At 59.1% G+C, this 13,856-nt stretch carries 6 protein-coding genes; 4 read left to right on the top strand and 2 right to left on the bottom strand.

The genetic code is table 11. The features are described 5' to 3' along the window. Nucleotides 1–1,159: 1,159 nt before the first annotated feature. From CGL56_RS18330 to CGL56_RS04940, 4 genes are all read left to right on the top strand, one after another. Complete coding sequence (locus tag CGL56_RS18330; protein WP_222837660.1) at nucleotides 1,160–3,103, top strand: thrombospondin type 3 repeat-containing protein; 1,944 nt, start codon at nucleotides 1,160–1,162, stop codon at nucleotides 3,101–3,103. Nucleotides 3,104–4,023: 920 nt separating this feature from the next. Beyond that, nucleotides 4,024–5,001, top strand: a complete 978-nt coding sequence (locus tag CGL56_RS04950; protein ID WP_099105364.1) for a ribonucleotide-diphosphate reductase subunit beta — start codon at nucleotides 4,024–4,026, stop codon at nucleotides 4,999–5,001. A gap of 56 nt (nucleotides 5,002–5,057) precedes the next feature. Continuing rightward, nucleotides 5,058–5,444, top strand: coding sequence for a four helix bundle protein (locus tag CGL56_RS04945; protein WP_099105363.1), 387 nt, complete (start codon nucleotides 5,058–5,060; stop codon nucleotides 5,442–5,444). A 248-nt stretch (nucleotides 5,445–5,692) separates the two neighbouring features. After that, nucleotides 5,693–8,182, top strand: coding sequence for a ribonucleoside-diphosphate reductase subunit alpha (locus tag CGL56_RS04940; RefSeq protein ID WP_099105362.1), 2,490 nt, complete (start codon nucleotides 5,693–5,695; stop codon nucleotides 8,180–8,182). Between the two features lie 328 nt (nucleotides 8,183–8,510). On the opposite strand, the gene CGL56_RS04935 is transcribed toward CGL56_RS04940, so the two are convergent. Next, entirely contained in the window at nucleotides 8,511–10,217 is a 1,707-nt protein-coding gene (locus CGL56_RS04935; protein WP_209280245.1) for a RagB/SusD family nutrient uptake outer membrane protein, read from the bottom strand. Nucleotides 10,218–10,325: 108 nt separating this feature from the next. Then, on the bottom strand, nucleotides 10,326–13,520 hold the full coding sequence (locus CGL56_RS04930; RefSeq protein ID WP_099105360.1) for a SusC/RagA family TonB-linked outer membrane protein: 3,195 nt from the start codon (nucleotides 13,518–13,520) through the stop codon (nucleotides 10,326–10,328). Nucleotides 13,521–13,856 lie beyond the last annotated feature (336 nt).

Below are 13,856 nucleotides of genomic sequence, written 5' to 3'. Positions count from 1 at the left end.
TTCCGCCGATCCGGACGGGGATTCCCGCCGATTCCGTTTGCCACAGTCGGGTGAGTATACCGGAGTCAACCTTTCCGGCTTTTCCATCACCCCGAGTGGGGCGGTTACCGCTAATTTGGGCAATCAATCGGTCGGAACGCTGTTTGCCATGGTTGCGGTTGTAGAAGACCTTGACCTCTCTGGCAATGTTAAGTCGAAGACGATGGTTGATTTTTTAATCAAGGTTGTTCAGCCCTCAACACCGCCAGCTTTTGATTATTCCGTTACGCCAGTGAACGGCTCCGTGGTCTTTGCCCGGCCTGGAAGCGCCGTGAATTTTGGGGTGCGCGCTACCGATACCGACCCAGGCAGTTCCGTAACCCTTAATGCGGTGGGTGTACCGAGTGGAAGCAGTTTCTCTCCGGGGCTGCCGGTCACGGCCAACCCGGTACAGAGCACTTTTTCCTGGACTCCGACTTTAAGCAATCTAGGTACCAATGTTATCAACTTTACGGCAACTGATAACGTCGGTAACCAAGCCTCTACTTCAGTTTCCATCGTGGTAAGTCAGCGGCCGGTGTTCGATGTCCCGCCCACGCCGGCCACTGCAGTACATCAGGTAGTAGCTCCTGGGCAGACCATATCCTATACCGTTCAGGCGTCGGACGACGATCCTACTGATTTGGTCAGTATCACTGAAGCTAAGGATAAAAACTCCGGAGCCGATTTCAGTACCCGGGGGGCAAGCCTGTCGCCGGCCCTTCCTACTGCCGCGGCCAATCCGATCAGTACCACCTTCAGCTGGACACCTGCGGCCGCGGATTGGGGGCATAATCACGTCATCTTCAAAGCGGAAGACAGTTTTAACGAGGTAGCCACTCACGAAGTGAGCATGCTGGTCAACACCAGTCCCGCGTTTACCAGTGTTCCGGTAACGGTTGCGGAAGCGGAGTCCGTCTACACCTACCTGGTTACGGCCTCGGATCCTGACCTCGCATACGGTGACCAGTTGGCTTTGATAGGGATAAACATTCCGCCCTGGCTTACCCTGGTTGATAACGGGGACGGGACCGCTACCCTCAGCGGTTCGCCCACTCTTGCGGAGATTGGATTTCATTCCGTAGAGATTGAAGTTCAGGATATCAACCATCACCATAACGTCGGTGGAATTCCTTCTCAGGTGTTTCAAATAGAAGTCATCAACCCCTGCAACGTCGGACTCAGCCCCGCCACCGTTACTGACCTTACCTGCCCCGGTTCGGATGATGGAGCAATCGCTATTTCTGCTACCGATGCACGCGGCAATGCCACCTTTACTGCCGTTGGTCCGGTTACCGTCAACAGTACCGATGGAACCTTCACCGGCTTGCCTAGTGGTACTTACGAGGTTACCGTTACCGATGATGGTTCACCCAATTGCACCGCCACTCAATCGAATATCATAGTAGGAATTACTACGTACTCCGCCGATAATGATGGCGATGGATTGGGCGACGTTTGCGACCCCGACGACGACAACGACGGCATTCTGGACGTCAACGACAACTGCGTCCTCGCATCCAACTCCGACCAGGCCGACAACGACGGCGACGGTGAGGGCGACGTCTGTGATCCCGACGACGATAACGACGGCATTCTGGACGTGAACGACAACTGCGTCTTCGCTTCGAATACCGACCAGGCCGACAACGATGGCGACGGTGAGGGCGACGTTTGTGATCCCGATGACGACAACGACGGCGTGCTGGACGTGAACGACAACTGCGTTTTCGCTTCGAACTCCGACCAGGCCGACAACGATGGCGACGGTGAGGGCGACGTTTGTGATCCCGATGACGACAACGACGGCGTGCTGGACGTGAACGACAACTGCGTCTTCGCTTCGAATACCGACCAGGCTGACAACGATGGCGACGGTGAGGGCGACGTTTGTGACCCCGACGACGACAACGACGGCTACGCGGATACCAACGATTGCGCGCCTTTTAACCCGGCCATCAACCCGGGCGCCGAAGAGGTCTGCGACGGAGTCGACAACAACTGTAACCTTGTAGTAGACGAAAGCGACGCTCCTGAGCTGCAATCAATCACCTTACCCCTAGATCCCGTGGCCATCAGCGAAGCGGTGAGTATTTCGGCCAACTTTACGGATGTGGATGACGAGGATGGCCACAGTGCAGATATCGACTGGGGCGACGGTACCGTCTCCACCGGCTTGGTGAACCAAAACACCAACTCCGTTAGTGGAAGCCACCAGTTTTCGGCTGCCGGGGTCTACACCGTTAGCGTTACCGTTACAGATGCTTGTGGAGAGCAGGATGTTCTTGTGAGTGCCACATATGTTGTCATCTACGACCCCAGCGCCGGCTTCGTAACCGGAGGTGGATGGATCTGGTCACCGGCCGGAGCCTACGCAAGTGATGCCTCCCTGGAAGGGAAAGCCAACTTCGGTTTCGTCGCCAAATACAAGAAGGGGCAGTCCGTTCCGGACGGTAATACCACCTTCCACCTGAACGCCGCGGACTTCAAGTTCAAGAGTACCGATTACCAATGGCTGACCATTGCGGGCCCAAATGCCAAGTTCAAGGGCTCCGGGCAGGTCAATGGCGCGGGCGACTACGGTTTCATGCTGACCGGCGTAGACGGAGACGTCAACGGCGGAGGTGGTGAAGACAAGTTCCGAATCAAAATCTGGGACAAGGCCACCAGTCAGGTAGTCTACGACAACCAGATGGGTGCGGATGACACCGGCTACGCTACTACCGTGCTCGGTGGGGGCAGTATCGTCATTCACGCGCAGAAAGGATCCAATAAGTCGATGGGAGCACCAACTCCCCCGCCGCCGGCGGCACCCGTGGACGCTGTTACTAACCTGCAGGACCTCCAAATCTACCCGAACCCGGCCCGTGATGAGGTTAACCTTCGTTTTCAGGCCCTTGATCGGGATGCCCGGGTGACGGTCTTCGACGCAATGGGCCGCAGCGTAGTCAACCAATTGGTCCCCGCCGGTCAGGCCCAGCTTCGGCTGGTGCTTCCCGAAGGGAAGTTCGCCACCGGAGTGTATACCATTCGGCTCGCTACGGGGCAGCAGGGTATTACCCGTCGGTTGCTGATCGAGCGGTAGGGACCGGTAGGTCCTCTTGCCACAATGTCTCAGCCCCAGCCCCGCCCGGATCCTCCGGGCGGGGCTCTTTGTACCCAGGATGGTTGGTTACCTCTCGGCTGGCGGTGGGTCAGGAGCTTTTAGGCCCCGTGAATGGAATCGCTGTGTGATGTTGGAGCGCGCCCGAAACCACTCAACCTAATTCTCCCGCCGGGTCCTGGGCCCTGAGTGCCGAGTCGTTGACTTACTATGGAGGTACGGGGGGATTTACCATTTACAATGTACCATGTACCATGGAGGATTTACGGCTAAGCACCCTACGTTCGCAGGCCGTAGTTCAATCACCACCGAGGCACTGAGGTCCACGGAGAACCCCGTCGTACCTCACAGTAGAACTTCGCACCTGCGTGGTTTCTCCACAGCTGCCGTGGCGGCGGCCAGAAGCGTACGGGAAAAAACCAAACAAACCGGCGTTTTCCACATTCCCCGGCACCCGCGGCCGCGCCCCAACCGCTTTTCCACCACCGGTATGTGGAAAACACCCCATGTTTTCCACAATGTGGATAACGTTATCAACAATGTGGATAACTTCGCATAAAATGATATCTTGCTGAATAACAGTTATTTATGAAAAGTTTTCCACACCTTGTGGAGAAATAGACCCCCGCGGGACCCAACCGGCGCCCTATCTTGGGCTTTATACGAGGGAAAACAACAAATTGCGTTGTCCCCCGCAGGTTCCGACTTGCTGATACCACTTAGACTAGGGCGGCGTCCATCCAATAGGGGAGCCGCCTTAGTACGCTGAAAACCATAACGATACGGTTTGCGCCGCCCTTTTTCCCGTTGCCACGGCCGGGGGGAAACGGTTGACCGCACGCCTTTACCTAACCTTCCGCAGTGCCCGGACAGCCATCCGGGCGGCCTAAAAATAGCTACGTATGAACGCCAAACCCGAGCCCATCCTGGTTGAGAATCCCAACCGCTTCGTGCTGTTCCCGATCCAGCACGACGACATCTGGAAGTACTACAAGGACAACGAGGCCTGCTTCTGGACCGCCGAGGAGATCGACCTGAGTGCCGACCTGAACGACTGGAACAACAAGCTCAACGACAACGAGCGCTACTTCATCAAGCACGTCCTGGCCTTTTTCGCCGCCTCGGACGGCATCGTGAACGAGAACCTGGCCGAGAACTTCGTGGCCGAGGTGCAGTACACGGAAGCCAAGTTCTTCTACGGCTTCCAGATCATGATGGAGAACATCCACAGCGAAACCTACAGTCTGCTGATCGACACCTACATCAGCGACCCGGCCGAGAAGGACCACCTCTTCAACGCCATTGAGACCATGCCCTGCGTGCAGAAGAAGGCCGAGTGGGCCCTGCGCTGGATCGACAACGGCAGCTTCGCCGAGCGCATCATCGCCTTCGCCGCCGTGGAAGGCATCTTCTTCTCCGGCTCCTTCTGCTCCATCTTCTGGCTCAAGAAGCGCGGCCTGATGCCCGGACTGACCTTCTCCAACGAGCTGATCAGCCGCGACGAAGGCATGCACTGCGACTTCGCCTGTCTGCTCTACAACGACCACATCGTCAACAAGCTGGAAGACGGCATGGTGACCAAGATCATCAAGGACGCCGTGGAGATCGAAAAGGAGTTCGTCAGCGACAGCCTGCCCGTGAACCTCATCGGCATGAACGCCGACATGATGTGCCAGTACATCGAGTTCGTCGCCGACCGCCTGCTGGTCGAACTCGGCGAAGCCAAGGTATGGAACGTGGAAAATCCTTTCCCCTGGATGGACATGATCAACCTGCAGGGCAAGACCAACTTCTTCGAAAAGCGCGTCGGTGAATACCAGAAAGCTGGTGTGACCTCCGACCGCGACAAGCAGGTGTTTACGCTGGATGAAGACTTTTAGGGATATGCGATTCTCGATTCTCGATATGCGATTTTTGATTTAGCTGCCGCGCGTCCATGCCCGCTTCACCCAATACCCGCTCAGCCCAACTCGAAGACCGGCTTGTTGCATTTGCCGTTCGGATCGTCCGACTTGCGAACGCCCTGCCGAAAAACTTCTCCGGGCAGCACTTCGGCAAACAAATCCTGCGGTCGGGCAGTGCACCGGCATTGCATTACGGGGAAGCCAGGGGAGCGGAATCGGACAAGGACTTCCGGCATAAATGCAGCATCGCCCTCAAGGAATTACGTGAAACCTATATCAACTTGAAAATAATTGATCAGTCATGCTTATTGGAGACCCTGCGTCTCGACGAGCTCCTCGACGAAACCAATCAACTCATCAGCATTTTCGTCCGGACGGTTCGCACCCTGGATGATCGCATCAACCAAACCAACAATTGATACGCATACGAGTATTCTTTTCCGTCTCAGCAAGTTCGATCGTAGTGACGAACGAAGGGAGCGGAGACGTGCGGTAGCCAAATCGCATATCAAGAATCGCATATCCTAAACCATCACCAGCCATGCCAGGCTAACCAATAAATCACCCGGGTTCCGATTCCTCGACGTAGTCGAGATTGCCGCCTGCCCCGTGCGGTAGCAAATCAAGAATCGAGTCTCAAGAATCGAGAATCAAGAATCATAATGCCATGCAAGTAGTAAAAAGATCCGGACGTCGCGAAGACGTCTCCTTCGACAAGATCACCGCCCGCATCAAGAAGCTGTGTTACGGGCTGGACGAGAACTTCGTCGACCACATCACCGTCTCCAAGAAGGTGATCCAGGGCCTGTACGACGGCGTCACCACCGTGGAGCTGGACAACCTGGCCGCGGAGACCGCCGCCTCGATGTCGACCGTCCATCCGGACTACGCCCAGCTGGCGGCCCGCATTGCCATCAGCAACCTCCACAAGGAGACCGACAAGTCGTTCAGCGCCACCATGGAGGGGCTCTACAACTACGTGGACCCCAAGACCGGCGACCCGGCCGGCCTCATCGGCGACGATACCATGCAGGTGATCCGCGACAACGCAACCACCCTGGACGCGGCCATCATCTACGACCGCGACTTCGAGTTCGACTACTTCGGCTACAAGACCCTGGAGCGCAGCTACCTGATGCGCCGCGACGGAGCCGTGGTGGAACGGCCCCAGCACATGCTCATGCGCGTGGCCGTCGGCATCCACCTGGACGACATCGAAAGCGCCATCCAGACCTACCAGCTGATGAGCGAGAAGTGGTTCATCCACGCCACGCCCACCCTGTTCAACTCGGGTACCCCCAAGCCGCAGATGAGCTCCTGCTTCCTGCTGAGCATGACCGACGACAGCATCGAGGGCATCTTCGAAACCCTGCGCCGCTGCGCCCGCATCAGCCAGAGCGCCGGCGGCATCGGCCTGAGCATCCACAACATCCGCGCAACGGGCAGCTACATCAAGGGCACCGGCGGCACCTCGAACGGCATCGTACCGATGCTGAAGGTGTTCAACGATACGGCCCGCTACGTGGATCAGGGGGGCGGCAAGCGCAAGGGAGCCTTTGCCGTTTACCTGGAGCCGTGGCACGCCGACATCTTCGAATTCCTGGAACTCAAGAAGAACCACGGCAAGGAGGAGATGCGCGCCCGCGACCTCTTCTACGCCCTGTGGGTGAACGACCTGTTCATGCAGCGGGTGAAGGAAGACGGGCAGTGGAGCCTCTTCGACCCCAACGAGGCCCCGGGGCTCTTCGACGCCCACAGCGGAGAGTTCGAAGCCCTCTACCACCAGTACGAGCAGGAAGGACGCGCCCGCAAGGTCGTCAAGGCCCAGGAACTGTGGTTCGCCGTCCTCGACAGCCAGATCGAAACCGGCACCCCCTATATCCTCTACAAGGACGCGGCCAACCGGAAGTCGAACCAGCAGAACCTCGGCACCATCCGCAGCTCCAACCTCTGTACCGAGATCATGGAGTACACCAGCCCGGACGAGGTGGCCGTCTGCAACCTCGCCAGCCTGGCCCTGCCCAAGTACGTCAACGAGGAATCCAAGCAGTACGACCTGGACAAGCTCGTGGAAGTGACCCGGGTGGTCACCCGCAACCTGAACAAGGTCATCGACCGGAACTACTATCCCATCGAGGAGGCCCGCAACTCCAACATGCGCCACCGGCCCATCGGTCTGGGCGTACAGGGACTGGCCGACGCCTTCATCATGCTGCGTATGCCCTTCGACAGTGAAGAGGCGCGGCAGTTGAACAAGGACATCTTCGAGGCCATCTACTTCGCCGCCTGTACCGAGTCGATCGAGCTGGCCAAGCGCGACGGCCACTACGAAAGCTACCCCGGCAGCCCCGCCAGCAAGGGCGAGCTGCAGTTCGACCTCTGGGGCGTCACCCCGAGCGACCGCTGGGACTGGGCCGGCCTGAAGGAAGACCTCGCCAAGTACGGCATGCGCAACAGCCTGCTGGTGGCCCCCATGCCTACGGCCAGCACCAGCCAGATCCTCGGCAACAACGAGTGCTTCGAGCCCTACAGCTCGAATATGTACACCCGCCGCACCCTCTCCGGAGAGTTCGTGGTGGTGAATAAGCACCTGCTGCACGACCTGATCGGCCTCGGACTGTGGAACAACGGCATGCGGAACCGCCTGATGCAGAGCAACGGCTCCATCCAGGACTTCGAGGACATTCCCCAGTACCTCCGCGACCTCTACAAGACGGTGTGGGAGATCAGCCAGAAGGTCGTGATCGACATGGCCGCCGACCGCGGCGCCTTCGTCTGCCAGAGCCAGTCGATGAACCTCTTCGTCGAGAACGTCAACTTCGGCAAGCTCTCCAGCATGCACTTCTACGCCTGGCAGAAGGGCCTGAAGACCGGTATGTACTACCTGCGCACCAAGGCCGCCCGCGACGCCATCAAGTTCACCGTCGACAAGGACCAGCTGGTCAAGCAAAGCGACGACGGCGACGGACAGGTGAAACAGGGCAACCGCAACGAATCCGCCAAAATGATTGGCGGCGTACCCCAGCCCAAGCAGGATAGTGGCCCGGCCACTGCCGTTGCCGCTAACGGATTCGAGGAACTCAGCGCCGAACAGACCGCCCAGGTAGGCCAGGCCTGCAGCCTCGATGACCCGGACTGCGTGGCTTGCTCCGCCTAAGGATAAATTGTTTACCCGCATTCACGGCCCGCGACGATTATTCGTCGCGGGCTTTTTTGTGTCCGGCCTGGTGCCGACGGCCCTCGCAGTGCCAATCAAGCGATCGTTACAGGATCTCGCGGTGTCGACGATAGTCGTCCAGCGAGTGTCCGGACATCAAAGAAAAGGTCAGCAGCGCAGAGCATTACGGGCTGGTCCTGAATCATGCGCCAGGGACGGAGCCTCACGATATCTAGGGGTGCGCCCCATTAGGGGCCACCCGCAAAAGAAAAGGCCCGCGATGCTTGCATCGCGGGCCTTCCCAATTCAAACGGTAGGTTCGTCAAGACTAGTAATTCGGGTCCTGGGTAATGGTCGGCTCACCGTTGAGGATCGAGCGGTCGATAGCCTCGGTGGGGATGGGGAAGTACTGGTTCTTGGGAGCGTCGAAGGTAACGCCACGGAGGTATACGCGGTGCTCTTCTTCGCTGTCCAGGTAGGCGTTGAGTACTTCCGACTGAACGCCCCAGCGCTGCAGGTCGAAGAAGCGGTGGCCTTCCATGGCAAACTCCAGGCGGGTTTCGTAGCGGACGGCCTGGCGGGCCATGTCCTTGTCGGTCCAGGGGTCGTCGTAGGTTGCTACCTTGTAGTTGGCGGCTACCTCACCGTCGACGAAGGAGTACTCCTGGCGGCTGTTCTGTCCCTGGACAACCTTGGGCACGAAATCTTCTTCGTTGCCGGCGCGTTCCCGGATCATGTTGACCAGTTCGCGGGCGCGCTCCAGGTTGCCGAGTTCCACTTCCACCTCAGCGAGCCACAGCAGGATCATGCCGTAGCGCATAATGCGGTAGTTGTTAGCCGAGAGGTTACCCCAGCCGGTTACTCCGAATCCTTCGGGCTCGGCCACGTGCTTCATGGAAGAGAAGGGGCCGGCGTAGGAGAGGTCGCGGATGAAGTCGGTCTGGTGGATCTGGAAGGTCTTGAACAGGATACCGGGGCGGCCAACCGTGTGGTCCAGGCGGGGGTCCAGCGGCTTGGTGTACTCGGTCTCGTAGGTTACGTCCTCAGAGTCGAAGGAGTTCAGGTAGGGCAGGCCCTCTTCATTGGTGCGGTAGGCGTTGACGAGGTTCTGGGAGGCCTGGTAGAACCCGCAGCATCCCCAGGGGGCGATGTAGGGGTGGGCCAGACCGACGCCCTGGGTGGCGGCGTCACCGGTAGCGCTGCTCACGGCGTACTGTACTTCCCAGATGGACTCCTCGTTGTTCCGGGTTTCCACCAGGAAGTTGTGGGAGAACTGGGGGGTGAGGCGGTAGCGGCCGCTGTTGATGATCTCTTCGAGCAGGGGCTTGGCTTCCTGCAGCTTGGATACCACGGCGTTGCCGCTGTCGTCCCAACCCTGGTACATCTTGGCCTTGGCCAGGAACGCCTTGGCGGCGTAGCTGGTGGGGCGACCTACCTGGGCCTGGTTGTCGGGCAGTACCGAAGCGGCGGCCTGGAAGTCGGCTTCGATCTTGTCCCAGATCTTGCCGCCGTTGGGGACCTTGGTGGATTCCACGTCGTTGATGTCGTAGACATCGTCACCTACGTAGATGGGGAAGCGCCACATCTTCTGGGCCTCGAAGTGGAAGATGCCCCGCAGGAAGCGTGCCTCGGCGATGATCTGCTCGCGGCGCTCTTCGGTGAGCCCTTCTACGTTGCGGGCGGTGGTGATCACGTCGTTGGTACGTGCCACGCCCTTGTACACGCCACGCCACTTGTTGCGGATGTGCCCGTTGAAGGAGTTGAACTCGTAGCGCTCAAGGAAGGACTGCTCCGGCTGGTCGCCGGCGTCGGTGCCCTTGAGCCCGTCGTCGGAGGTAATGCCACCGAAAACCCAGTTGCTGATCTCGTTGTTCCAGGGCGCCTGGCCGTCGAGTCCGGTACCGTCTACCATGGCGTAGGCGCCAATGAGCAGACTTTCAACCCCCTCGGGGGTTTGGGTGGAAGCGGTACTGATTTGCCCCTGGGGCGTTCTTTCAAGAAACTCTTCGCTGCAGCTCCATAGAACTGTGGCCATCGCCAGTAGCGGAATTATTACGCGGAAGCTATTCATTATTGTTGCGTTTATATCGTGGGATAGTTGGTCCGGGCACTGTGGTTGAGGCCCGGACGAAGGGGGGTGGACTTATTGGAAACTGACGTTAAGTCCAAGGATCAGGCTTCTTGCCGCGGGCATGTAGCCACCGTCAAAGCCGAGCGTCGTGTCGGTGTTGGACTGAATTTCCGGGTTGAGGCCGTTGTAGTTGGTGATCGTGACCATGTTCTGCCCCTGGAGGTATACCTGGGCGTTCGACAGTCCGAGACGGCTGCCCATATCGGTCGGCAGGCTGTAGGTCAGCTGGATGTTCCGGATGCGGAAGAAGCTGCCGTCCTCGATGAGGTAGTCCGAAACCTGGCTGCTGATCTGGTCGTTGGCGTCCATGATCGGCGAGGTGGCGCCGGGGTTGGCGGCTACCCACTGCTCGCGGGGGGCGGTGGGGTTGGTGGGCTGCCAGGCGTCGTACAGTGCCCGCCGGGAGCGGTTGCCCTGGAAGGTGTTGAAGTCGGCGAAGAAGCGGGTGTAGTTGAAGATGTCGTTACCCTGGGAACCGTTGCCGAAAACGTTCAGCTCGAAGTTGCCGTAGCCCAGCGTCAGGTTCAGGCCGTAGGTGAAGTCGGGGTGGGGGTTGCCGATGATGGTACGGTCGGCGTCGGAGATGATGCCGTCCTCGTTGACGTCCACGAAGCGGAACTTGCCGGGAGCGTTGTAGCTGCCGTAGGCGGGGTGGGCGTCGGCCTCAGCCTGGCTCTGGAAGATGCCGTCAGTCTGGAAGCCGAAGAAGGAGGAGATCGGGAATCCGGCCTGGGTGACCGTCATGGACGGTACGCGGGAGCCGTAGCCGAAGATGCGGGCGTCGGGGTCGTTCAGGGCCACTACCTCGTTGCGGTAGGTAGAGAAGTTACCGCCGATGCTGTAGTAGAAATCGCCCTTGCCGCCGGACCAGTTCAGGCCCAGGTCAACGCCTCGGTTCGATACCTCACCTACGTTGAAGGCGGGGGGGGAAGCGTCGCCCGCGCTGAAGGTGATGGGCACCTGCAGGAGTACATCGGTGGTGTTGCGGGTCCACAGGTCAAGCTCGACGTCGAGGCGGCTGTTGAACATGCTGGCGTCGAAGCCCAGGTTGTTGGAGGTGGTCGTTTCCCACTGCGCCAGGGGGTTGCCGAAACTGGCCGCGTCGAATCCGATCACGGGGGAGCTGGGGTTGCCGTCGATGGGGTAGCCGGCGTTGTAGATGTTGGAGCGGTAGGTCGTGAAACCGTTGTAGTCACCAATTTCCTGGTTACCGGTCTGTCCCCAGCCGTAGCGCAGTTTCAGGTCGCTGAATACGCTGTTGAGGCCCGAGAAGAAGGGCTCGTCGGAGACGCGCCAGCCGAGGCTGACGGAGGGGAAGAAGGCCGCGTTGTCGGCGGTGAGGAAGCGCGAAGACTGGTCGTAACGGCCGATGACCTGCACGAGGTAGCGGTCGCGGAAGGAGTAGTTGGCCTGGGCGAACATGCCGAAGAGGGAGAAGTCCTTGAAGGTTCCGCCACTGTTGCTGGCCGTGGTGAGGTCACCAAGGTTCAGGTAGGAAATGATGGCGATGTCCTCCGAGGGGAAGCGCTGGCGGCTGGCGTTGGAGAACTCTCCGAAGCCGCTGATGGCTTCTACACCGGCCAGACCGGAAACCTGGTGGTCGGCCGAAAGCTCCTTGCTGTAGCTGACGGTGTTGGTCCACACCCACTCGTACTCGTAGGAGTCACCGATGCTCAGGCTGTTGATGAAGTTACCCTCGACGTACTCGGGCTGAGGGCGGCCGATGTTGCGGCTGCGGCTGGTGTTGGCGTCCAGACCAAAGCTTGATTTGAAGGTCAGGTCGTCGATGATGTCGAACTCGGCGTAGACGTTACCGAAGGCCCGCAGGTTGTAGTTGCGGTCGTCCTGGTCGCGCGCCAGTACGGCATAGGGGTTGAAGTTGTTGCCCAGGTTGGCGCCCCGGCTACCGGCGAAGTTGCCAGCGATGTCGTAGACGGGCAGCAGGGGGTGGTGCTTGTAGGAGCCGGATACTGCGTTCTGCTCGCTGTTGTTGCTGTAGCCTCCCTTGCGGTTGCCGAAGGAAACGGTGAAGTTCTCCCCGATCCGCAGGCGGTCACTGATGGCCGAGAACTGGGTGTTGGCCCGCAGCGACATCCGCTCGTAGGAAACGAAGCGGGTGATGGCCTCCTGGTCGAAGTAGTTCATGCTGAAGGCGTAGCGCGCAAATTCAGTCGCTCCGGTGGCGGCGATCTGGTGGTTCTGGATGGGGGCGTTCGAGCGGGTCACCTCGTCCCACCAGTAGGTGTCGGCGGAGCGGGTGATGGCGTTGATGTTGCTGGGGGTCAGGGAGTACTCGTCCTCGTTGGCGGTTTCGGCGCCGCTGGGGAAGACGTACTTCGGAATGCTCACCTCACCGTTCGGGCCGAAATCGTACTGTCCGTGGGAGGGGTCCTTACCAGCGTAAAGGTCGGCCAGGTAGAGGTAGCGGCCCAGTTCCTCGGCGTTGAGGACGTCCACTTCCTGGGCGGCGTTCTGCAGGCCGTAGTAGCTGGTGTAGGAGATGGTGGGCTTGCCCAGCTTGCCCTTCTTGGTGGTGATGATCACTACCCCGTTGGCGGCCCGGGATCCGTAGATCGAGGCGGCCGAAGCGTCCTTGAGTACCTGCAGCGACTCGATGTCGTTGGGGTTCAGGTTGTTCTGGTTCCGGGTAGGCACCCCGTCGATTACGTAAAGGGGGCTGTTGTTGCCCACCGTGCCGTAGCCGCGGATGCGGATGGTAGCCTCACCACCCGGAGTGGCGTCGTTCACTACCGTGATGCCTGAGGCGCGGCCCTGCAGCTGCTGGGCAAAGGTGGTGGCCGGGACGGCCAGCAGCTCCTCGGAATCTACCGTGGCCACGGCCCCGGTGATGTCGCGCTTGCTTTGGGCGGTATAGCCGGTGACCACTACCTGCTCAAGCAATTCACCCGAGGTCATGGTAACGTCAATCACCGATTCGTCGCCGACCAGGACTTCCTGGGGCTGGTAACCGGTGTAGCTGAAGGCCAAAATGTCGGAAGGCTCCGCGGCGATGGTGTATTTACCATCCAGGTCGGTAACCGTTCCGGAGGTGGTGCCCTTGATCAATACAGATGCTCCAATCAGTGGGTCACCCGTATCGGCGTCGATCACCGTACCGGTAATCTGGGCATGGAGAAGGTTGGCGCAAAGGAAGGACGCTACCAATAACAGGTAGGCACCCGCCCCGCGGGGAAGTAGAATTCGCATGATTGCTTTGACTTAAGTTGTGCTTTTCAAGAAGCTAATGAGTGTGGACCAACGAAAGTAAGGGATACTGACTAAAGAAAAAATTTAATTGGATTTGCCAGAGGGTAGATAAAATAATGTAGCTACATCTATAAAGGGTGGTTCTTGGAGACTGCCCCAGCGGTAGAGCGTGTGTGAATTGTTGGGGGTCAGCACATTGCAGATGGTTGGGGCTGGATACGGTTCCGTAATGGCGGGAAGTAGATCGAAGTGCTCACATGAATCAGCAAACTGCCTCAGCCGGGTAGTCGGGCCTGTGGCCCGGCGTCAGGAAATCGGGACGCTCGGGTGTCGGCT

Origin of the sequence: Neolewinella marina (assembly GCF_002631205.1) — a bacterium.
GTDB classification, from domain to species: domain Bacteria; phylum Bacteroidota; class Bacteroidia; order Chitinophagales; family Saprospiraceae; genus Neolewinella; species Neolewinella marina.
The sequence above is the reverse complement of the archived record's forward strand: the minus strand, read 5'-3'. Positions and strand labels throughout refer to the sequence as shown.

What these genes read in the sequence shown, in the direction of transcription:
- CGL56_RS04950 (WP_099105364.1), top strand. Translation starts at nt 4,024, where the DNA reads ATGAACGCCAAACCCGAGCCCATCCTGGTTGAGAATCCCAACCGCTTC.
- CGL56_RS04940 (WP_099105362.1), top strand. Translation starts at nt 5,693, where the DNA reads ATGCAAGTAGTAAAAAGATCCGGACGTCGCGAAGACGTCTCCTTCGAC.
- CGL56_RS04930 (WP_099105360.1), bottom strand. Translation starts at nt 13,520, where the DNA reads ATGCGAATTCTACTTCCCCGCGGGGCGGGTGCCTACCTGTTATTGGTA.
- CGL56_RS04945 (WP_099105363.1), top strand. Translation starts at nt 5,058, where the DNA reads ATGCCCGCTTCACCCAATACCCGCTCAGCCCAACTCGAAGACCGGCTT.
- CGL56_RS04935 (WP_209280245.1), bottom strand. Translation starts at nt 10,217, where the DNA reads ATGGCCACAGTTCTATGGAGCTGCAGCGAAGAGTTTCTTGAAAGAACG.